The organism is Sediminibacterium sp. FW305-C-269, from assembly GCF_058231045.1.
Genome location: NZ_JBIQXQ010000001.1, coordinates 71,920 through 94,047, shown reverse-complemented (window position 1 = coordinate 94,047; position 22,128 = coordinate 71,920). Strand labels below are relative to the sequence as shown.

Below are 22,128 nucleotides of genomic sequence, written 5' to 3'. Positions count from 1 at the left end.
CTTAACGAAATTAGACCATATGAAAAAAATATTCACAGGTTTGTTTTTACTGCTGGGGATTCTGCAGGTGCGATCGCAAACCGTAGAAGAGATCCTGACCAAATACGAAGTTGCAGCCGGTGGCCGCGAAAAACTGGAAGCCATCCGTTACCTGGAAGTACTGAGTAATGTAAAAATGGGTGTTATGGGGCAGAATATAGAACTGCCGCTGACACTGGTGAGAGAAAAAGGAAAACTATTTCGCAGGCAGGTAGGGGGAATTATGGGGATGGGGGATAGTTTTACCATGCTAACTGATACTTCGGGAGTGATTTATGTACCCCCGGTAAGGGGCTTTGGCGGTCGTGGCGGCTTCGATGGTATGCCACAAAGTAATGAACCCACTATCACCCGGATGAAACCGGAGGAAGTAATCGCACAGCAATATGAACTTGATTGCGCCGGAGCTTTTGGCGAATTGGTGAATTATGCTGCTAAAGGACATACGGCTGAGCTCAGTGGTACGGCCAAAGTGAATAAAGTGACTTGTTATAAAGTAAAACTGACTTTGAAGACCGGACAAACGGTGATGTATTATTTAGATTCCCAGACCTTCCTGGTGAAACAGGTGGAAGCTACCGGCGATATGGCCCTTAACCTGACTGGTTTTGGTCCTATGATGAAAGCTTTTGGCAGCAGGGTAGGTAAAGACACCAAAGCCAGCTTACTGGTGAAAGAATACAAAGAGTTTAAAGGTATCCAGTATCCTGTAAAAGCGATCCTGAGTTTTGGTCCGGTAGAATCGGAAGTGGAGAATGTGACGGTGAACATTAACGAAGGACTGGAAGAAAGGTGGTACCATGTGAAATAGACATCATCCATAAGAACCGTGCCTTTGCACCTTGTGAGAAAATTTTCTCGTAAGGTGCAAAGGCGCGGTTGGTTTATGGGATGAATCTGATTTTTTTCTGATAGAATAGTAAAGTAACTTACTCTCCCAATTCTAACGATTATGAGAAAATCAATCCTTCTGCTACAGGCAGTGCTTTTACTGTCTGTGGGCATGTTTGCACAGAAAGCGAACAAAGCCAAGAGCGCTTCACCTGTTACCGTTAAACAGGATAACAGTGATTCTGTTTTTCACTCCCGACAACGATATCGTTTGGTAGGTCCTTTCCGTGGAGGCCGTAGTGGTGCTGTGGCTGGTAGTTACAAGAACCGGAACACCTTTTATTTTGGTGGTACCGGTGGTGGCGTTTGGAAAACACAGGATGGTGGCAGTAACTGGAAGAATATCACTGATAAATATTTTGGCGGAACCATCGGTGCCGTAGCAGTAGCTCCAAGCGATGAAACGGTGGTGTATGTAGGCGAAGGTGAAAACACCATGCGCGGAAACGTGGCCGAAGGTCTGGGCGGCATCTGGCGCAGCGATGATGGCGGTAAGAACTGGCGAAATCTGGGACTGAAAGACGGTCGTCATATTATCCGCATTGTTGTTCATCCAAAAGACCCGAACACGGTCTGGGTGGCCGTGATGGGGCATCTGTTCGGACCCAATGAAGAACGTGGTGTATACAAAACAACCGATGGCGGTAAAACCTGGAAGAAAACCTTATTCGTCAATAACCAGACAGGTTGCTCAGACCTGGTAATGGAACCTGGTAATCCTTCCGTATGGTATGCAGGTATGTGGCGCGTGATCCGTACTCCGCACAGCATGGAAAGTGGTGGTGAGGGAAGTGGTCTGTACAAGTCTGTTGATGGTGGAGAAACCTGGACCAGCCTTTCCTCCAAAAAAGGATTGCCCAAAGGAACCTGGGGTATTGTGGGTGTGGCCGTAGCGCCATCCAACACAGATAAGATCTATACCATTATCGAAAATGCCAATGGCGGCCTGTTCATGAGTGCCGATGGCGGCGATAGCTGGACACTTACCAGCAACGATAACAATATCCGCCAGCGTGCCTGGTATTACAGCAAAGTGTTTGTAGATCCGAAAAATGAGAACCTGGTATACTGTCCCAATGTTGAGTTCATGCGCAGTCGTGACGGAGGCAGAACTTTTCAGGCGATGAATACGCCACATGGCGATCACCATGATCTCTGGATCGATCCCGAAGATGGTAACCGCATGATTGTGGCAGACGATGGCGGCGCACAGGTGAGTTTTGATGGTGCCAATAACTGGAGCACCATGAATAATCAGCCAACCGGCCAGTTCTATCGGGTATCCACCGATAATGCATTCCCTTATCGCATATTGGGGGCACAACAGGACAATTCAACGGTTCGCATCAAGAGCCGTACCTCAGGAGCAGGCATCACAGAAAGGGACTGGGATATCACCGCAGGTTCTGAAAGCGGTTATGTACAGGCTGATCCGCTGAATCCGGATATTGTGTATGGTGGTAATTATGGCGGCTACCTGTCAAGACTGGATCACAGGACCGGAGAGAACCGTGCTATCAACGTATGGCCTGATAACCCCATGGGCGCAGGTGCCGATGTGCTGAAATACCGTTTCCAGTGGAACTTCCCGTTTTTCTTTTCTCCGCATAATCCAAAAAGGTTGTATGCAGGCGGTAATCACCTGTTTGTGACCGAAAATGAGGGACAGAGCTGGGAGACCATCAGTCCGGATCTTACTACCAATGATAAATCAAGACAAGTATCCAGTGGGGGTCCTATCACCAAGGACAATACTTCGGTTGAATATTACTGTACCATCTTTACCGCTGCGGAATCCGTGCTGGAGAAAGACTTGTTGTGGACAGGCAGTGATGATGGTCTGATACATGTGAGTAAGGATGGTGGAAAGAACTGGGAAAATGTAACCCCGGCCGAAGCAGGAAAATGGATGATGTGGAACTGTATTGAAACAGACCCTTTCAAAAAGGGTACTGCTTATTTTGTGGGGACCAAATATAAACTGGACGATTTTGCACCGTACATCTTCAAAACAGAAGATTATGGTAAGACCTGGAAGCGCATCACCAATGGTATCGATAATATGCATTTCACCAGGGCGCTGCGTGCCGATAAAAAACGTCCTGGCCTGTTGTATGCAGGTACGGAATATGGTATGTACATCAGTTACGATGATGGTGCAAACTGGAAAAAGTTCCAGCTGAACCTTCCGGTCGTTCCGATCACCGACCTCACTATTAAAGAGAATGACCTGATCGTTGCTACACAGGGCCGTTCTTTCTGGGTGCTGGATGACCTAAGTGTGATACAGCAGAAAGATGCCGAACTGCTCAATAAGAATCTGCATGTATTTGCTGTGAATGACGCTTACCGAACAGAAGGAGGCGGAGGCCGGAGGATGCGCGGACAGGCCGGCACACAGGCCAATATGGGAGAGAACCCAGCTTCCGGTGTGGTGTTTAACTATTACCTGAAGGGAGCTGATGATTCTTCTAAAGTGTCTATTACCGTATTTGACAAACAGGGTAAAACCATCAAGACCTTCAGCAAAAACGCGAAAGCAGCTACTGATAAGATAGATTTCAACAACGGGATGAACCAGTTTGTGTGGGATATGAATTATCCTCCGGCAGAAACCGTAGAAGGGCTGATCTTATGGAATGGCAGGATCAGTACTGCCAAAGCGGCGCCTGGCAAGTACAGTGCACGTTTCCGGTACGGTAAAGATTCTGTGGATGTTCCTTTTGTGATCAAGGCCGATCCTAACTATAAAATGACGGAAGCTGATTATGATGCGCAGGTAGACTTTTTGCTGCAGGTCAGAGATAAGTTCAGTGAAGTGCAGGTGACCATCAAGAATATCCGCTCATTGAGAAGCCAGATCAACGAGTTCACTGCCAAACTGGAACCAGGTGAAAGCAGTAAGGAGATCAAGAAAATGGCCGACAGCATCAACAGGCAGATGACAGCGGTGGAAGAAGCCCTATACCAGACTAAATCCAAAAGCGGGCAGGATGTGTTGAACTTCCCGATACGCCTGAATGATAAGCTGGCCGGATTATATGGTGTGGCTTCCAGTGGTCAGAACCCACCGAGCAAGCAGGCTCGTGAAGTATTTGCCGACCTGGGCGCACAATCTGATGTACAGATGGCCAAACTGAAAAAGATCATGGACACAGACCTGAAAGCATTCAACAAAATGATCAATGATAAACAGCTGCCGGTGATCGGGGTGAAGAAATAAAACAATAAAGCATTTGCTGCTTGGCGGGTTAGCGGATCGATACAACGATCTGGTAACCCGCTTTTTTTGTATTGGCTGATCCGCTAGTCCTCCAACATATCTGGTCTTCTCTCTTTTGTGCGCTGCAGCGATTGCTCATGCCGCCATTCTTCTACTTTTTTAGGATCACCCTGCGTAAGGATCTCGGGCACTTTATCGCCGCGGAAATCGGCTGGGCGGGTATACACAGGTGGGGCGAGCAGATTGTCCTGGAAGGAATCGAACAGCGCCGAGGTTTCGTCATTCAATACGCCGGGGATCAACCGCCCAATGGCATCCACCACTACGGCCGCGGCCAGTTCACCGCCACTCAGTACATAATCGCCAATAGAGATCTCCATGGTTACATACCGTTGACGAATACGCTCGTCAATGCCTTTGTAATGACCGCAGATGATCAGGATATTCCCTTTCAGTGATAGGTTGTTCGCGGTTTTTTGGGTAAAGGGTTTTCCGTCAGGTGTCATGAAAATGATCTCATCGTATTTGCCATCCTGCTGCAGTTCATCAATGGCATTGGCCAGGGGCTCGGGCATGATCACCATACCGGCACCACCGCCAAACTGGTAGTCATCTACCTGCATATGTTTGTTGATGGCCCATTTGCGAAGGTTGTATACATTCACCTGCAGCAGGCCTTTTTCACGGGCGCGTTTCAGGATGCTGTGACTGAAAGGGCTTTCCAGCAGGTCGGGAACCACGGTGAGTATATCGATCTTCATGCTGCAAACATACTGAATACCTGCAGAGGCTGCAACCGACTGTGCGGCGAGCGGGTTCAGATATCCATGAACCCTTCCAGGTCGCGGCGTTCGCGTTTGGTAGGGCGGCCGATCTTACTGAGTCGTTTACCGGTATGAAAGCTGGCAGCTTCAAAACGTATGCGATCCAGCTCTTCAGCGGGTGTCAGGTCAATATAATAGTTGATGGCATCTGAATACTGCACGCGGCTGTGCAGCAGTCCGGAAACTTTTACCACCCATTTACGGGCTTCCGTTTTTACTTCATACTCATCACCGATGACTACAACGCGCGAAGCTTTCACGGCCATGCCGTTCATCTTCACCTTGCCTTTGTCACAGGCATCACCGGCCTGGCTCCTGGTTTTGAATAACCGGATGGCCCAGAGGTATTTGTCGATGCGGAGTTTTTCTTTTTGCTCGCTCATGGTAGAAAAAACTTTGGGAAAGCCAGTACACTTTCCCAAAGCAGTTTATTTATCATTATTTCATCTCAGCATAGAACTGGTGAAAATAAGGGATGGTTTCAATACCCTTATAGAAATTCACCAGGTCGTATTTTTCATTCGGACTGTGCAGATTATCACTGTCAAGACCAAAACCCATGAACACGATTTTCAGTCCCAGTTCTTTTTCAAACAGGGAACAGATAGGGATGCTGCCGCCACCCCGAACCGGGATGGGTTCTTTGCCGAATGTGGCATGGATGGCCTTGGCTGCTGCTTTGTAGGCATCTGAATCGATCGGCGTCATATACGGCTCACCACCATGATGTTCCTCGGCTTTCACCGTTACACCGGCTGGAGCAATGCTTTTGAAATAGTTCAGGATCTTTTCGGTCATTTTTACCGAAGACTGGTTAGGCACCAGGCGACAGGAGATCTTGGCAAAAGCCTTCGATGGCAATACGGTCTTTGCACCCTCACCCGTATATCCGCCCCAGATTCCATTCACTTCCAGGGTAGGACGGATCCCGGTCCTTTCATTGGTAGTATAGCCTTTTTCGCCCCAGAGTTGTTGCACACCCAGGTCGGTCTTGTATTCTTCTTCGTTGAAAGGGGCCTGTGCCATTTTCTCTCTTTCGGCAGGGGTAGATTCTACCACATCGTCGTAAAAACCGGGAATGGTGATGTGGTTATTCTCGTCGTGACAGGAAGCGATCATCCTGGCCAGCATGGTAATGGGATTGGCAACAGCGCCACCATATACGCCACTGTGCAGGTCACGGTTCGGGCCGGTCACTTCCAGCTCAATGTAACTCAGTCCGCGAACGCCGATATCAATGGAGGGCGTGTCCATACTCAGCATAGAAGTATCGCTGATCAGGATCACATCTGCCTGCAATAAACTTTTATTGGCCTTTACAAATGTGGCCAGGTTTGGACTTCCCACTTCTTCTTCGCCTTCAATCAGGAACTTCACGTTGCCGGGTAAAGTATTTGTCTTTACCATGGTTTCGAGGGCCTTTACGTGCATATAAAATTGTCCCTTGTCATCGGCAGAACCGCGGGCGAATATTTTTCCGTCTTTGATCACCGGCTCAAATGGACCGCTGTTCCAGAGTTCCAGCGGATCAGCAGGTTGTACGTCGTAGTGTCCATATACCAATACGGTGGGTTTGGAAGGGTCAATGATCTTTTCACCGTAAACGATGGGATGACCTTCGGTGGGATAGATGGTCACGGTATCGGCACCAGCTTCCAGCAAACGTTGCTTTACGGCTTCGGCGCAATGGTTCATATCTGTTTTGTGCTCGCTGCGGGCGCTAACGCTGGGGATGCGCAATAAGTCCAGCAATTCGTTCAGGAAACGCTCTTTGTGCTGTTCCTGGTACTCTTTCCAAACCTTCATGATCGTTGATTTTATATGATAGATAGTTTGATCTTATTGTTGCCCCGCAAAGGTAAGCAGGTTTTCGCGATTCATGGCCGTGACAAATGGCCTGCCCATCAGCTGATCCGGTACACTCATAACTGGTGTTTCTGGTTCGACAGGATATTCTCCAGGCTCCAGGTCAGTCTTTCTTTCATGGGCTGCTGGCGCACACTGCAATCTGTTCTGGTGCAGATGGTGCAGCTGAAAGGCAGACAGCCATCGGTATGTACAAACAGTTCAATGGCATCGCCGAACTCTTTTTTGATGAGGTCCGCAAGTGCATCGATCTCTTTATGTGCTTCGTGTACGTTCAGGTACCAGGGTACGGTCAAATGACAGTCGATATGGAGTAAAGCGCCATACTTGATCACCCGCAGGTTATGCAGATCTATCCAGTTGGCGCGCCGGTTCCGGTTCAGCACAGCAATGAAATTATTGAGCAGTTGCAGGTCAGCTTCATCCATGATACCTGCCAGTGAAGTGCGGATGATGCGGTAGCCGTTATAGATCACGAGCACGCTCATGCCCAGTGCGATCACTTTATCCAGCCAGAGCAGCCGGGTGACCAGTATGATCACAAGTCCGGCAATGATACCGATGGTGGAGTATGTATCCGTTTGTAAATGTTTGCCGCTGGCTTGTAAGGCCAGTGATGAATTCTTTTTACCGATCCTGATGCACACCATACCGGCAATGTAATTGATGATTGCTGTGGCCCCCACCAGTACCAGGCCGGTATCCAGTTTCTGTAAAGGGTTTTCGTGCAGGAAGTTCATCACGGTCTCATAAATAATCATGATACCTGCCGCCACAATCAGGCCCCCTTCAATGGCTGCAGAAACGAACTCGGCTTTACCATGGCCGTAAGGATGTTCCCTGTCGCGGGGTTTGGCCGCTACATAGAGACTGTAGAGTCCGATAAAACCGGCAATCACATTCACTATACTTTCCAGTGCATCGGAAAGTATGGCCAGGGAGTGCGTGAAATAATAGGCAATGATCTTGGTGAGGAACAATACCACGCTCAGGACGGTGATCCAGAGCTGTACGCGAAAATTCTGTTTGGCTGACTGCAGAAAAAAAGTTTCTGCAAAGGTATCTGTAAATCGGGAAGAAAGAACTGCTTATCTCAGCTTATGCGCAGCCACACCTTCCCGGGTGATGATGACAGGTTTGATGAAACCGTTCTCGTCGAAATACAGTTGCTCAATACAGGTAACCCTTGCGTTGGCATCTTTTTCTCCCTGCGGGCGGCGGTGGTAGACAATGTACCATTGGTCTGTACCCGGTACCCGTATCACTGAATGGTGTCCTGCACCGGTAGCAATGGTGGGATCCTGCTGCAAAATTTTCCCGATACGTTTAAAAGGGCCAAGCGGAGAGTCGGCTATGGCGTATGCCACTGTGTAATTGGGCCCGGTCCAGCCGCCTTCCGACCACATGAAATAATATTTGCCATTCCGTATGAACATGAATGGTCCTTCCACATACCCTTCCGGTGTGATCTCCTGGAAAGTATTGCCATCCTTGAATGGAACAAAACCGGTGAAATCAGCATTAAGCCTTCCGATATTGCAATGCCTCCATCCGCCATAGATAAGGTAATGCTGCCCGTCCTTATCTGCAAATACGAATTGGTCAATGGGTTGGGCGCCGTTGTAAAACTGGTCCACCAATGGTTTGCCCAGGTGATCCCTGAATGGCCCGGCCGGGTCATCGGCTACGGCCACACCGATGCCTCCTTTTTCCTGGTTGCTCTGGATATCGTTGGCACCAAAGAACAGGAAATACTTTTTGTTGTGCTGTATGATGGACGGTGCCCACATGGCACGCCTGGCCCATTTGATGCTGGCTGTGTCCAGAATACGACTGTGTTTTGTCCAGTTCACCAGGTCAGGAGAGGAAAAAGCATCCAGGAATACCTGTTTGTCGTAAGGAGCAGAGTAGGTAGGATAGATCCAGTAGCGGTTGCCAAAGATCGTTCCTTCCGGGTCCGCATACCAGCCCGGGAACACCGGGTTGTTTGGTTTTACAGCAGGTGGTGTTTCCTGGGCATGCAGCCATACCTGTATTGTCAGCAAAGCGGCGAGTAACAGCAGTTTGTTCGGCATGGTATACAATAACAGCCTTTTCAGTGATCAGATCAATTCAATGGTATAACTGATATCGCAATGTTTGGCCAGCATAGCAGAGATGCCGCAATATTTTTCCTGCGAAAGGTCCACGGCTCTTTTTATCTTATCCAGGTCTTCCGGTTTGGCATCAATGCGGTATGTCATTTTGATGAACGTGAAGGTCTTGGGATGGTCTTCTGTCTGCTCGGCTTCTGCCACTATTTCAAACTTGCTGAAAGCTACTTTCATCTTCTTCAGGATCTCTACCACGTCCATGCCGCTGCAGCCGTTCAATGCACCCAGTAACATTTTTTTGGGATTCATGCCACTCGCAGTTCCTCCACCTTCTACGGTGGTGTCTATTCTAACGGTCTGACCGGTATCGGCAGTGGCATCAAATGCCATTCCTCCTGCCCATTTGGTTACGGTTTTCATCTGCTTTTTTTTAAGTCAAAATTCAAAAGTAAAAAGTAATAAGTGCAATTTTGACTTTTTACTTTTAACTTTTGCATTTGTTTCATCCCAATTCATATCTTTTCTGAACAAATTCCCAGTTCACCACATTCCACCAGTTATTGATGTAGTCGGGGCGTTTGTTCTGGTATTTTAGGTAATAGGCGTGTTCCCAAACATCCAGTCCCAGCAAGGGTGTTCCTTTCAGGTCACTGATATCCATCAATGGGTTGTCCTGGTTCGGGGTTGATCCGATGGCCAGTTTTTTATCTGCGGTCAGTACCAGCCAGGCCCATCCGCTTCCGAAACGGTTTTTGCCGGCATCGGTGAACTGTGTTTTAAACGCTTCAAAAGATCCGAAACTCTGGTCAATGGCCATTGCCAGTTTGCCTTCAGGTTTGGTGGCTGCTCCGGGTTTCATACACTGCCAGAACAGTTCGTGGTTATAATGACCACCACCATTGTTGCGCATTTTGGCTGAGTATTTGGATGCGCTGCGCAATACGTCTTCCAGTTTTGCGCTGTTGGTATCTACTTTTTCAGCACTACAGGCTTCTGCCAGGTTTTTGGCATAGGCTGCTGCATGTTTGGAATAGTGGATCTCCATGGTCATGGCGTCGATCACGGGTTCCAACGCTTTATAATCGTAGGGCAGGGGTTGTTGCGAAAAGGGATTGCCTGCTGCAACAGGTGATGCCTGTAAGAAACCGGGCAGCACAGTAAGTCCAATACCGGTTACGCCCGTGGTCTTGATGAACGCACGACGGCTTTTGTTATGTGTAGTCATAAAATAGGGTTTAGGATTTTTTAGAGAAACTAAAATTAGCCAAAAAATTCCGCAACTGTTTGAAAGATCGGTAGTAGAATTCCTGGTTAAAGAGTTGTGAATCGCGCATGGCTTTGTAAGTAAGGAAAGCGCCGATAGGGATGAGGATGAAAGTGGAGAGCCACATGCCCATGAGCGGACTGGCCTGCTCCGATTTGACGAATTTTTCGCCGAATGTGTTGAATAAGTGGAAGATGACAAAGAAAATAATCGCAAATACCAAGGGAGTACCCAGTCCGCCTTTCCGGATAATGGAACCCAGCGGTGCGCCGATCAGGAACAGCACGATACAGGCAGCCGACAGGGTCAGCTTCCGGTGCCACTCGATCTCATGCAGGCGGAGTGATTTCTGGCGTTCCTTGTAATCGGCTTCCAATGCGGCAATATTTCCTTTGACACTTTGTAACTGGCTGATGGCTGCGTCGGTCACGCTTTGTTTGATCGAATCAGCGATCAACTCATCAAAATATTTGATCTTTTTTAGCGAGTCGGGTTTAATCAGGGCCCAGCCGGTATCGCGAAAACGGGTAAAACGCAGATAGGGAGATACTTCCCGCTCGGTACGCTTCAGATAAAAGCTGTCGAGACTTTGCAATGAGTCAATGGCTCCATTCAACTGTCGGAGACTCAGCATTTTGGGGTCGTAAAAAGCACTGTCGCCCGATTTGTTCATCTGGAAACTTTTCAGGTCGAACACTTTCTTGTATTCCTGGAAGCCCATACGGGTGAATTCGGTATTGGTGGTAGAACGTTGCCCTTTTTCCTCGTATCGCCAGCCTTTCTTGAGGATGAATTCCAGAAAACGTTTGTCCTGGGTGATTCGCATCACACCGCTTTCAGCGATCAGCATATTGTCCTGCAGGCCATTCTTCTTTTCAAAGATCACCACGTTGTGGATCACACTGTCGTTCTTCTCTTTCTTGCCCAGTTTGATCACATAACCTTCTATTTTATCATAAAAGATCCCTTCTTTGATGTCGAAAGCAGGCTTGGAAACGATGATGTCATATTTCAGGGCCGACAGTTTCAACTGGGTCACCGGAATGATATTGTTGGCGAACAGGAATGCTAGTCCGCTGATGAATATGGTGATGATCAGCAGGGGACGCATAAAACGAAGTAATGGGATGCCGGATGCTTTGATGGCCACCAGCTCAAAAGTTTCTCCCAGGTTACCAAAAGTCATGATGGAAGAGAATAACAGCGCCAGGGGCAAAGCGGTGGGTACCCAGAACAGGGTTACCAGTCCAACGAGTTTCAGAATGGTGAAGAGGTCAAGCCCTTTTCCCACCAGGTCATCAATATACAGCCAGAAGAACTGCATGGTAAGTACGAAGACGGAAATGGCGAATGCAGCGATAAAAGGACCGATAAAGGAGCGGATAACGAGTATATCGAGTTTTTTAATCACTGGTCCTTGCTTAATATTGTTTTATGAGCCCTGCAAAAGTAATGCTTTCACCAAAGGAACGGGAACTGGTAACCGATGCCGGTTGGATTTTAACAAAGAACCAGATTATTGCTAAAGTATACACGCTCTTTGGCAACCTGAGTGAGCAGTACAGGATAGTATGGCAACAGTACCCCATGCTGGCGGGCACGGAACCTGGTTTTCATTCTCCCAAAATATCGAAGGGAGAGCAATACAGGGGTTTGCCCTGGGTGATGCTGGACCAGCCCCGGCATTTTATTGCGGCTGAAAGTTTCGCGATCAGGAGTTTTTTCTGGTGGGGAAATTTTTGCAGCATCACATTACAGCTGTCGGGGAAATATCAGGCTCAATACGCTGCAGGACTGCAGGAATATTTCCGCTTACATCCCGAAATGCGGGCAGGCTGGTACATTGCCGTAGGTGCAGATGCCTGGGAGCACCATTTTGAAATGGATAACTATGTGGCTCTTGCTGAACAGATGGATGCCTCATGGACAGCGCTTCCTTTTTTTAAACTGGCAAAAAAAATCCCATTGCAGGAATGGGATGGATTGACTGATTTTTTTGAAGACACTTACCAGGAAATACTGCAAATGCTGTCTGGCGTTGACCATTAAGCACTACCTAAACGGTGAAACAGGTCTTTGATCTGGTAGCCCCATAATTGGCTCTGGTCTTTGATCTCGTTCTTTTCGGCAAAATCCTTGATTACCAGAATCGTCTGGTTGGAGATCTCTGTTTTTTCGATGCGGAATTCGAAATATTCGTTCTTATCGCTATGCTGCCAGTGGAAACGGATGAATTTGTCCTCCTCCTTGTCAACCACATCTGCTTTATCGGGTGTACCACCGTTCCATGAAAAGCTGTACACATTCTCCCATTCGTCTACTTTATCGGCAAACCACTCCTGCAAACCGGCAGGTGTAGCTAAAAATTCAAATAAAATCGTTGGGGAACATCTGACCGGGAATTCCAACGTAAATAGTTGCTTCTTACTCATTACAATCTCTTTAACCTACAGTCCATCGTAGGCCTGCAATAATATTAAATAATCCTTCGCTTCCAAATGTTTTTTTGACAACATAGATGAATTCCTTTATCCGAAAAAGCTGTTGTCAAAAAAGAATTATTTAATATATTGACTATCAATTGTTTGTAGAAAATATATTTTTTGATAAGTTTTCAGAATTTGTTAAATTGCTTAACAACAGACTATGTGGCGTAGTGTTTTGTTTGAATGACCCTGCAAGCTCGGTTTCTATCACCAATATAACCACTATCTAAAATCCGATTATTATGAGTATGCGCCAGCTCAAGATAACAAAGTCTATCACCAACCGCGAGTCGCAAAGTCTGGAAAAATATTTACAGGAAATCGGTAAAGTGGACCTGATCAGTCCTGAAGAAGAAGTGCAGCTGGCCATGCGTATCCGGGAGGGAAACCAGGCGGCGCTCGACAGGTTGGTGAAAGCCAATCTCCGTTTTGTGGTGTCCGTAGCCAAACAATATCAAAACCAGGGACTGACCTTACCAGACCTCATCAACGAGGGTAACCTGGGCCTGATCAAAGCCGCACTGCGTTTTGATGAGACCCGTGGTTTCAAATTTATTTCTTACGCCGTATGGTGGATACGGCAGAGCATATTACAATCCCTGGCTGAACAGAGCCGTATCGTTCGTTTACCCCTGAACAAAGTAGGACTTACCAACCGCATCAGTAAAGCGTACCAGCAGCTGGAGCAGGAATTTGAACGGGAGCCTACACCCGAAGAGCTGGCCGATCTGCTGGAGATTGGCATAGAGGAAGTTACCGCTACCATGAGCGTGGGTTTCAGGCATATAAGCATGGATACCCCTTTGTCTGATGGTGAGGACGGCACCCTGCTTGACCTGATGGAGAACCCCAATGCCGATAAGACCGATGAGAACCTGGTGCACCATGAGTCGCTCCGCATGGAAATAGAACGCAGCCTCCGTACACTTACCGAGCGGCAGAAAGATGTGGTCTGTTATTTTTTTGGGATTGGTGTAGACCATCCGCTGAGCCTGGAAGATATCGGGGAAAGGTTTCACCTCACCAGGGAAAGGGTAAGGCAGATCAAAGACAAAGCCATAACGAAGCTCAGAAGTACCAACCGGTCCAAACACCTGCGTTTTTACCTCGGTTAACGCTATCAATTAGTCATATCTATTAACTCATATCGGAACCCCAGCTTTCAGGCTGGGGTTTCTTGTACATGTTACTTACAGGGATTCGGCCATGGCCCTCAGGCTGGGTGTTTAAATAGAAAATCCTGCATTTCGTAGCTACATTTTATATTTGCACTCCTTACTGAATATGGCTTCGGTTATTATTCATTTTTATTTGTGATCATCAGAAACCCGTGAATTATGTTTAACTCTCTCAGTGAGAAGCTCGAATCGGCCTTTAAGAACCTCAAAGGGGAAGCAAGGATCAATGACCTCAATATTGCCAATACAGTAAAAGATATCCGCCGTGCCCTGATCGATGCGGACGTGAATTTCAAGATAGCCAAGGAATTCACTGATAAGGTCAAGGAAAAAGCGACCGGTGAAAAAGTGATCAATGCCATCAGTCCCGGACAACTGATGGTGAAGATCGTTCAGGATGAACTGACCGAACTGATGGGTGGATCTGAGGCGCAGTTCAACGTGTCGGGTAATCCGGCCATCATCCTGGTTGCGGGGCTGCAGGGTAGTGGTAAGACCACGTTCACCGGTAAACTGGCCAATTACCTGAAGACCAAAAAGGGTAAATCGGTATTGCTGGTGGCAGCAGATATCTACCGCCCGGCGGCGATAGACCAGCTGACCGTGCTGGCAGAACAGGTTGGTGTGGATGTGTACAGTGAAAGGGAGAACAAAGACGCGGTTGCCATTGCACAGAACGCGATCAAGGAAGCAAAAGCGAAGAATAAGAATGTGATCATCATCGATACCGCCGGCCGCCTGGCCATTGATGAGGCGATGATGACGGAAGTGGCCAATATCAAATCTGCCGTGAATCCGGCAGAGATCCTGTTCGTAGTGGATTCCATGACGGGTCAGGATGCGGTGAACACCGCCAAAGCCTTCAACGACCGGCTCGATTTCACCGGTGTGGTACTGACCAAACTGGATGGTGACACCCGGGGTGGTGCAGCGCTCTCGATCAAGTATACCGTTAACAAACCGATCAAGTTTGTGAGCAGCGGTGAGAAGATGGATACACTGGATGTGTTCTATCCCGACCGTATGGCGCAGCGTATCCTGGGTATGGGAGATATTACCAGCCTGGTAGAGAAAGCGCAGGCCCAGTACGATGAGGCAGAAGCCAAAAAACTGGAGAAGAAGATCCGGAAGAACCAGTTCGATTTTCAGGATTTCATGGACCAGTTGCAGCAGATCAAAAAAATGGGTAACCTGAAAGACCTGATGGGCATGATACCCGGTGTGGGCAAAGCCATGAAGGATATCGATATCAAGGATGACGCTTTCAAAGGGATCGAAGCAATGATCAGTTCCATGACACCTTTTGAAAGGGCCAATCCCGATTCCCTCACCCCCTCACGCAGGCAACGGATCGCGAAAGGCAGTGGCAAGGATATGGCCGAAGTGAATGCCTTCATGAAACAGTTCGACCAGATGAAGCAAATGATGAAGATGATGAACAATCTTCCGATGGGCGGCAGGTTCCCTGGGATGAAACGGTAGGGAATATTGAACAGACGAGCAAGGAACAGAGGAATGTTGAATGGAGGAGAAAGGATAAGCCTCTGCGTCATCTCCCCGCTCTCCCCGGCTCCGCGGTGAAAAATACCCCTGAATTCTCTGCAAAATGGCGCCCTTCAGCTGAAGTGTGCGACGCAAGGGACGCCCAGATGCCATGCAAGTGCCTGGATAACAATAATTTAATATTTCCTTGACAGACGGTCTTGGAAAAATTCTCTTTTCCCTTTACATTTGCCGTCCGGTTATTCTTAGCCGGATTAACCAATTTCTTTAACGCCTTTAAATTTCTATTTAACATGGCAGTCAAAATCAGACTACAGCGTCACGGTAGCAAAAAGCGTCCGTTCTACTTTATCGTAGTGGCCGATGCCCGTGCACCAAGAGATGGTAAGTTCATCCAGAAGGTTGGAACTTACAACCCGCTTACAGTACCAGCAACTATCCAGTTGGACCGTCAGAAGGCCCTGGAGTGGCTGAACAAAGGAGCTCAACCCACCGATACTGTACGCCGAATTCTCTCTTTCAAGGGAGTATTGTACCTGAAGCATCTGTTGAGAGGTGTGAGCCTGGGATTGTTCGACCAGGCTGCGGCTATGACCAAATTCCAGGCATGGCACGAAGCGCATGAAGCTAACGTTACACGTCGTTCTAGCGAGCACAAGAACACTCAGAGAGCTAAGAAAGCTTATGTTCCCGTTGTAAAAAAAGTGGAAGTTAAGCAGGAAGAAGCTCCTTCTGAAGGCGCTGCTGAAGCACCAGCTGAAGCTTAGTAAGTACGACTTACGATATTCCAGTAAAAGCCCGATTCGAAAGTTTCGGGCTTTTGTGTGTAAAACCGGGACTTGATGGGAAAACTTGCTCGCAAAGTCGTAAAAGCACGGTTTATTGAGATTCAATTAAATTGCATATCGATGAAAGATTATATCAACATAGGACGCATCGTAGCAGCTTTTGGCTTGCAGGGGGAAGTGATCCTGAAACATGCATTGGGTAAAAAAACAGTGCTGAAAGATATCGAAGCCATATTCATTGAGGAACATAAGGGGTCTTATCTGCCCTATTTTGTTGAGTCATCGAAGGCAAAGGATACCGAAGAGACCTATGTGAAACTGGAGGGTGTGCATACGCGTGAGACAGCGGCGAGACTGGTCTCAAAAAATGTATGGTTGCTGGATGTGGACTTCCGGAAACTGGCCGGCAAAACAGCACCGATCTCCTTACTGGGATTCGAAGTGATCACGGATGAGGACGAGAACCTGGGACCGATAGAGGAAGTGATAGAACAACCCCACCAGGTATTGTTGCGCATCAGTCTCGATGGCAAAGAAGCCCTGATACCCCTGCATGCAGAATCACTCGACAGGATCGACCACAAGCAAAAGCAGGTGCATGTGATTTTACCCGATGGATTACTGGATATTTACCGATAGTCTTTTTTATCATAACATTCCATGGAACCAGCCCCCGTATTTGAGTATCGCATCAAAGTGATGCAGGAGCATATCGATGAACTTGAGCACGTCAACAATGTGGTCTACGTACAGTTCATGCAGGATGTGGCTGATAAACATTGGCATAGTATAGCTTTAAGCGATCAGGAAAAAGAACTGGTCTGGGTGGTACGCCGCCATGAGATCGATTACCTGCACCCGGCCGTACTGGGTGATGAACTGTTGATCCGTACCTGGACAGGTGAACATGGTACCGTTACCTGGGACAGGCATTATGAGATCATTCGTCCTGCCGATCAAAAAAGGATTATCACAGCCAAAAGTGTATGGGTACTTCTTGATAAAATCACTGGTCGTCCCAGGCGTATAGAAGAACCGATGCTCCGACGGTTTTTATGATTTGATGGACGGATTACGGATCGTTAACCCCTTCTTCACTTATTCATCAAATTCACGATCCGCTTAGCCATCAATCATTTCATCATTTCACCCCTTACTGCAAAACCATCCAGTTTTTTTAATGGAATACCTGCATTTTGCAAGGCACGCTCAGCCTGCAGGATATGCCGGTAGTTATGGGCGATCAGGAAAAGAAAGATGTCTCCCAGCTTCAGTTTGATGAATGTGGCGATGGAGATCGGTATCCTCACTTTGTTAAGATCCACCTGCTTGGCTTTCCGTAATAAACGCAACAGTTGTTCCTGCTGCTCAATGAACTCGGCAATCGCTGCATAGCTGTCCTCATTGCTTGTGGGAGTATGATCTTTGGGTGCCGACATTTTTTTAGCGGGAAACCCGGTCTCTTTCGGAAGCATCATCTGTGTGAAATAATTGCCCAGCCAGCCGGCAGTAAAACGGATAGCAGGTTTCTGTTGCTGCTGTATGGCATCCTCAATGGCTTTTTCCATTTTGGGCAGGTAATAACGGCCATAACTGTTCAGGTGCATCAGACACTGGTTGGCGCTCCATTTTTCTGACGAGCTCTTATATGCGAACTGGTGATGGGGCAACATCTGCCACTCGCTTACGGCTTTGTTCAGAAAAGCATCTGTCTGGTCGATCAGCGAATCGGTCAGGGTTTGTGATAGGTAAACTGGCATATTGTTTTGTTTTTGATACCACAAAACTGGCATCGGCCCGGGGAATAATTCTTGGTGTAGACTAAGATTTTATTGTACTGCTGTAAATAGTTTCTATTACTCACTCCTATTTTCCTATACCCGAACCGTTCCCAGCAGTTTGCTGAAGGTAGTGGCATCGATACCCAGGTAGGAAGCCAGGTATTTATGCGGGATAAGGGTAAGCACATGCGGACTTCTTTTTAACAGTGTTCTGAATTTTTGCTCCGCCGAAAAACACTGCAGTTCTATTTGACGTTCCAATACACCTGCCATTGTATAACTGGTGGCTTTCCGGATCAGCCGCTCAAAATTGTGGTAGCGGTCAAGCAGGTCCTGCACCTGCTGGTAAGTGGTACGGATGAATTCGCTTTTGGTAAGGGTTTCCAGGTGGTATTTGGAGGGCTGCTGCAGTAAGAACGAATCTGCCACACCCGAAAAAGAAAAGGGATAGGTGAAAACAATGGTGGCTTCCTTATCATCCTCGGCCAGGTAAAAAGCGCGCTGTACCCCTTCTGTAACAAAATAGAGGTATTTCTCCGTTTCACCGGCTGCTGTCAGCAGTTCCTTACGCTTGGCAGAGAAAGGTTGCCAGATCGATGCAAATGCGGTCCATTCCTCTTCCGTTAAAGGATGGATCGGGTCTATGAACCGTTTCAGCTGTTCTATGGCGATGTTGTTATTCACAGATTGATGGATTTCGGATGGTATGATTCGGCTAATGCTTCTTCAGCCAATTTACAGCGCTTTCCAGAACCGTGTCTTTTTTTTCTTTTAGGTCCATGGAACTTGGTTTTATCAGTATATCCGGCAGTATCGGATCAAAATTCTTTTCATCACCATCGGCCCTGGTGAACATCTTGGTAGAAGCCCTGGCAATGATATGTGAATGCGGAAGCATGAACTGGTACATCTCCCCGAAATCGTTACCCGGTTCACTGGTGGGTTCCCCGAACAGGGTTGCCAGCCGGTATGATTTGATACCATCTGCCAACATATTGGCGCTTGAAAAAGTATTCGGACCGATCAGCACAGCGGTTCTGCCTGTAAATGTCAATGCTGAATTAAGCGGCTTGCGCTTTTGTTTGTTCACGTAAGAATAGGTATCGCCATCTTTAATGGAGTTATAGAAACGCGTATCCATGTTCACCCCATTTTGTTGCAGCAGCCGTTGGTATTCTTTGTAGTGTATACTGCTTTTCCATTTCATTCCGCCGGAAAGCATATAGGGTGTGGTAGAGAAATAGCCGATCAGTGAATCACCAAAGACAGAATTGCCGCCGCCATTCTCACGAAGGTCAATGATGAGACCGATGGCATTGGCTTCTCTGATCTTTGTAAAACTGTTATGCAGGAATGTGGAGAAAGGCAATGTGGATGGCGATACCATATGCCGGTAATTGATATAGGCAATATTGCCGGGCAGCATCGTGAAGGTATACGGATCACCGGGGTTACTGATGCTTGCCGCCAGTACTTTATTCAGGCTGTCTGCCTGTTGCCTGGAATATCCCTGTACCGTATAATCGATAAGGGTACCGTCTTCTTTGCGGGCTTTGATCCGGTATGGGCTTTCTATGCCGTGCAGGAATAACAATTTACGGACATACGTGGTGATCTGCTGTTTACGCCAGGTTTCCAGTCCGCCATAATATTCCCTGAACTGTTGGTTGAGCTCCGAAACAGATTTGCCATTCACTTCTAGTATCGCTGCGTTTATGCCCAGCTTTTGTTCAGTGCTGAGGTCCCGGTCTACGATCCATTGATCATCTTCCGCTTTTTGCAGCAAAAAAGGGAAACGCAGTGAGTAGGTATACAGACTGTCAGTAACGGCATTGTATAGCATACCAATATGCCCTTCATTCAGTGCAGCCGAAAGTTTACCGAAAACCAGTATGGCATCCGTTTGTGAAATGCTGTCCGGGTAACGGTTCAGCAGATCTGTTTCCATTTTTCCGAGTGTTTCCCTGCTGATCGAATGATATAGGTTCACATGCGATTCTTCCATCACTTTGTGCCAGAAACGGATATCTTCTGCCAGTTGTTCTTTGGCTATTTTTCGAAAAGCGGCCCCAGGTAACGGTTCCTTTTCGTATACGATGCCTCGCTGCGCCCGGAGGGAGCCGAGCGACAGGACCATCAAAGCCAGGAAAAATGTTTTCATAAGTAATGCTTGAAGTCACTAAAATAGAGGCTTTCCCGGCATATTCCTTTCACATAAAAGGGAGATTTACAGAAGGCGAAAACGGCGATCTTTGTTAACTTTCCCGCAGGATGAACGGTCCCCAACGTTATATTGCCCATTTTGACCTGGACTCATTTTTTGTGAGTGTGGAGGTATTGAACGACCCTTCCCTGAAAGGGAAAGCCGTGATCGTAGGGGGCTCACGTGAGCGGGGTGTGGTGACCAGCTGCAGTTATGAAGCCCGGAAATTCGGTGTACACAGTGCCATGCCTATGAACCGGGCCATGAAGTTATGCCCGCATGCCATTGTGGTTCGTGGTACGCGGGGGGAATATAGCCGTTATTCACGCTGGGTCACCGATATCATTGCCGCCAAAGCACCCTTGTTCGAAAAAGCATCCATTGATGAGTTCTACCTGGACCTTACGGGGATGGATAAATTCTTCGATCCCTATCAATGGACAATCGACCTGCGTGCGGAGATCATTGAGAAAACACAGTTACCGATCTCATTTGGTCTGGCCACCAACAAAATGATTGCCAAGATCGCTACCGATGAGGCCAAACCCAATGGTTACCTGTTTGTGCAGCCAGGTATGGAGAAACAATTCCTGGCACCCTTGCCTGTCAATAAATTTCCAGGCGTGGGTGAACATACTTTTCTTACGTTGAAGTCGATGGGAATCCATACCATCCGCGACATCGCCAATACGCCGGAGGCAGTGCTGGAGAAAAAGCTGGGGAAATACGGTGCCGATCTATGGCAAAAATCACAGGGCCTGCATTTTGGCGAAGTACATGCGTACCATGAGGCCAAGTCTATCTCAACGGAAAACACGTTCGAGGAAAATATTGCGGATGGGGAACGTTTACTGAGTGAGTTGGTTCGCATGACCGAAAAAGTGGCTTTTGAACTGCGGCAGGATGAAAAACTCACAGGTTGTATCGCCGTAAAAATCCGGTATCCTGATTTTGAGACCACTTCCCGTCAGACAACTATCGACTATACTTTGCGTGATGATGAGCTGATCCCGGTTGCCATCGACCTTTTTCATAAACTATACCGTAAGGGACAACCCGTCCGGTTGCTGGGCGTTCGTTTGAGCGAACTCACCAATCACGCCGTACAGGCCAGTTTGTTCGATGATGCGGAAAAGAAGAACAAACTCTATAAGGCCATCGATGATGTGAAGAATACATTTGGCAAAACATCCCTCAAAAAAGCCAGAACCCTGGGTTCCGGAAAACGAACCGATAAATAAGACGTAACCGGCATATGCTAACAGGTGTTATTTTCTGTTCTAAAAATTAGTCTATCTTTTTAATAGGAAATTATTATTTTTACCTCACAAAATCAAAAACACATGAGTTTACGTTTAGGGGATATTGCTCCCAACTTCAAAGCAAAAACGACTATCGGAGAGATTGATTTTCATGAATACCTGGGTAATGGATGGGGGATCCTCTTTTCTCACCCTGCAGATTATACACCGGTGTGTACCACTGAGCTGGGCAGAACTGCATCGTTACAGGCTGAGTTTGAAAAGCGTAACGTGAAAGTACTCGCGTTGAGTGTTGACTCAGTAGAGAGCCACAAAAACTGGATCAGTGATATCAATGAGACCCAGCATGTGTCTGTGGGTTTTCCCATTATTGCTGACGAAGACAAAACGATCGCACATGCTTACGATATGATCCATCCCAATGCATCCGAAACGTTTACGGTGCGTTCCCTGTTCATCATTGGTCCCGATAAAAAGATCAAACTCATGATCACTTACCCCGCTTCTACCGGAAGGAATTTTGTAGAGGTTTTACGTGTGATCGATTCACTGCAGTTAACCTCTGGCTACAGTGTGGCCACACCTGCCGACTGGAAAGAAGGTGAGGATGTGATCGTTGGTCTGAATGTGAGCACCGACGATGCGGTGAAGAAATTCCCGAAAGGAGTAAAAGTGGTGAAACCTTACCTGCGGTATACGCCGCAGCCTAATAAATAAGCAGGCAATC

22 protein-coding genes are annotated in these 22,128 nt (G+C 47.5%); 10 read left to right on the top strand and 12 right to left on the bottom strand.

Annotation, left to right across the window (positions count from 1 at the left end):
- Positions 1–19 precede the first annotated feature (19 nt).
- Both ACH3Y6_RS00440 and ACH3Y6_RS00435 read left to right on the top strand, forming a co-directional pair.
- Positions 20–850 (top strand): hypothetical protein, encoded by an 831-nt coding sequence (locus tag ACH3Y6_RS00440; RefSeq protein ID WP_490833588.1) that lies wholly within the window; start codon positions 20–22, stop codon positions 848–850.
- Positions 851–991: 141 nt separating this feature from the next.
- On the top strand, positions 992–4,153 hold the full coding sequence (locus tag ACH3Y6_RS00435; protein ID WP_490833587.1) for a VPS10 domain-containing protein: 3,162 nt from the start codon (positions 992–994) through the stop codon (positions 4,151–4,153).
- Between the two features lie 83 nt (positions 4,154–4,236).
- Here ACH3Y6_RS00435 and trmD read toward each other — a convergent pair whose 3' ends face one another.
- The 8 genes from trmD to ACH3Y6_RS00395 all read right to left on the bottom strand — a co-directional run bounded on the left by trmD (position 4,237) and on the right by ACH3Y6_RS00395 (position 11,611).
- Positions 4,237–4,914 carry a tRNA (guanosine(37)-N1)-methyltransferase TrmD gene (gene trmD, locus ACH3Y6_RS00430; protein ID WP_490833586.1) on the bottom strand — a complete coding sequence of 226 codons (678 nt, stop codon included), beginning with the start codon at positions 4,912–4,914 and terminating at the stop codon, positions 4,237–4,239.
- A gap of 56 nt (positions 4,915–4,970) precedes the next feature.
- Complete coding sequence (locus ACH3Y6_RS00425) at positions 4,971–5,360, bottom strand: RNA-binding S4 domain-containing protein (RefSeq protein WP_490833585.1); 390 nt, start codon at positions 5,358–5,360, stop codon at positions 4,971–4,973.
- Positions 5,361–5,415: 55 nt separating this feature from the next.
- A complete protein-coding gene (locus tag ACH3Y6_RS00420; protein ID WP_490833584.1) occupies positions 5,416–6,783 on the bottom strand; it encodes a dipeptidase in 1,368 nt (455 codons plus the stop codon).
- Positions 6,784–6,899: 116 nt separating this feature from the next.
- Positions 6,900–7,844: a cation diffusion facilitator family transporter gene (locus ACH3Y6_RS00415; protein WP_490834581.1), complete on the bottom strand. Its 945-nt coding sequence runs from the start codon at positions 7,842–7,844 to the stop codon at positions 6,900–6,902.
- 87 nt (positions 7,845–7,931) lie between these two features.
- On the bottom strand, positions 7,932–8,918 hold the full coding sequence (locus ACH3Y6_RS00410; protein WP_490833583.1) for a glycoside hydrolase family 43 protein: 987 nt from the start codon (positions 8,916–8,918) through the stop codon (positions 7,932–7,934).
- Between the two features lie 27 nt (positions 8,919–8,945).
- Positions 8,946–9,356: an OsmC family protein gene (locus ACH3Y6_RS00405; RefSeq protein WP_490833582.1), complete on the bottom strand. Its 411-nt coding sequence runs from the start codon at positions 9,354–9,356 to the stop codon at positions 8,946–8,948.
- Positions 9,357–9,438: 82 nt separating this feature from the next.
- Entirely contained in the window at positions 9,439–10,161 is a 723-nt protein-coding gene (locus tag ACH3Y6_RS00400; RefSeq protein ID WP_490833581.1) for a superoxide dismutase, read from the bottom strand.
- 10 nt (positions 10,162–10,171) lie between these two features.
- On the bottom strand, positions 10,172–11,611 hold the full coding sequence (locus ACH3Y6_RS00395) for an LptF/LptG family permease (protein WP_490833580.1): 1,440 nt from the start codon (positions 11,609–11,611) through the stop codon (positions 10,172–10,174).
- Positions 11,612–11,634: 23 nt separating this feature from the next.
- Here ACH3Y6_RS00395 and ACH3Y6_RS00390 point away from each other — a divergent pair, with 23 nt between their 5' ends.
- Entirely contained in the window at positions 11,635–12,249 is a 615-nt protein-coding gene (locus ACH3Y6_RS00390) for a hypothetical protein (protein ID WP_490833579.1), read from the top strand.
- Here the strand turns inward: ACH3Y6_RS00390 and ACH3Y6_RS00385 are convergent.
- On the bottom strand, positions 12,246–12,632 hold the full coding sequence (locus ACH3Y6_RS00385; protein ID WP_490833578.1) for an START-like domain-containing protein: 387 nt from the start codon (positions 12,630–12,632) through the stop codon (positions 12,246–12,248). The genes ACH3Y6_RS00390 and ACH3Y6_RS00385 overlap by 4 nt on opposite strands.
- 296 nt (positions 12,633–12,928) lie before the next feature.
- Between ACH3Y6_RS00385 and ACH3Y6_RS00380 the strand changes: the two genes are divergently transcribed.
- The 5 genes from ACH3Y6_RS00380 (at position 12,929) to ACH3Y6_RS00360 (ending at position 17,214) form a co-directional block, all read left to right on the top strand.
- Entirely contained in the window at positions 12,929–13,801 is an 873-nt protein-coding gene (locus ACH3Y6_RS00380; protein ID WP_490833577.1) for a sigma-70 family RNA polymerase sigma factor, read from the top strand.
- Between the two features lie 222 nt (positions 13,802–14,023).
- Positions 14,024–15,346: a signal recognition particle protein gene (ffh, locus tag ACH3Y6_RS00375; RefSeq protein ID WP_490833576.1), complete on the top strand. Its 1,323-nt coding sequence runs from the start codon at positions 14,024–14,026 to the stop codon at positions 15,344–15,346.
- Between the two features lie 221 nt (positions 15,347–15,567).
- Positions 15,568–16,134 (top strand): 30S ribosomal protein S16, encoded by a 567-nt coding sequence (gene rpsP / locus ACH3Y6_RS00370; protein WP_490833575.1) that lies wholly within the window; start codon positions 15,568–15,570, stop codon positions 16,132–16,134.
- Positions 16,135–16,275: 141 nt separating this feature from the next.
- Entirely contained in the window at positions 16,276–16,794 is a 519-nt protein-coding gene (rimM, locus tag ACH3Y6_RS00365; RefSeq protein ID WP_490833574.1) for a ribosome maturation factor RimM, read from the top strand.
- 21 nt (positions 16,795–16,815) lie between these two features.
- On the top strand, positions 16,816–17,214 hold the full coding sequence (locus tag ACH3Y6_RS00360; RefSeq protein ID WP_490833573.1) for an acyl-CoA thioesterase: 399 nt from the start codon (positions 16,816–16,818) through the stop codon (positions 17,212–17,214).
- Between the two features lie 74 nt (positions 17,215–17,288).
- Here the strand turns inward: ACH3Y6_RS00360 and ACH3Y6_RS00355 are convergent, their stop codons facing one another.
- The 3 genes from ACH3Y6_RS00355 to ACH3Y6_RS00345 all read right to left on the bottom strand — a co-directional run bounded on the left by ACH3Y6_RS00355 (position 17,289) and on the right by ACH3Y6_RS00345 (position 20,097).
- On the bottom strand, positions 17,289–17,915 hold the full coding sequence (locus tag ACH3Y6_RS00355; RefSeq protein ID WP_490833572.1) for a DinB family protein: 627 nt from the start codon (positions 17,913–17,915) through the stop codon (positions 17,289–17,291).
- Between the two features lie 114 nt (positions 17,916–18,029).
- Entirely contained in the window at positions 18,030–18,620 is a 591-nt protein-coding gene (locus ACH3Y6_RS00350; RefSeq protein ID WP_490833571.1) for a Crp/Fnr family transcriptional regulator, read from the bottom strand.
- A gap of 31 nt (positions 18,621–18,651) precedes the next feature.
- Positions 18,652–20,097: a S41 family peptidase gene (locus ACH3Y6_RS00345; protein WP_490833570.1), complete on the bottom strand. Its 1,446-nt coding sequence runs from the start codon at positions 20,095–20,097 to the stop codon at positions 18,652–18,654.
- 110 nt (positions 20,098–20,207) lie between these two features.
- Here ACH3Y6_RS00345 and dinB point away from each other — a divergent pair, with 110 nt between their 5' ends.
- Positions 20,208–21,380: a DNA polymerase IV gene (gene dinB / locus ACH3Y6_RS00340; RefSeq protein ID WP_490833569.1), complete on the top strand. Its 1,173-nt coding sequence runs from the start codon at positions 20,208–20,210 to the stop codon at positions 21,378–21,380.
- A gap of 102 nt (positions 21,381–21,482) precedes the next feature.
- Positions 21,483–22,118, top strand: coding sequence for a peroxiredoxin (locus tag ACH3Y6_RS00335; protein WP_490833568.1), 636 nt, complete (start codon positions 21,483–21,485; stop codon positions 22,116–22,118).
- Positions 22,119–22,128 lie beyond the last annotated feature (10 nt).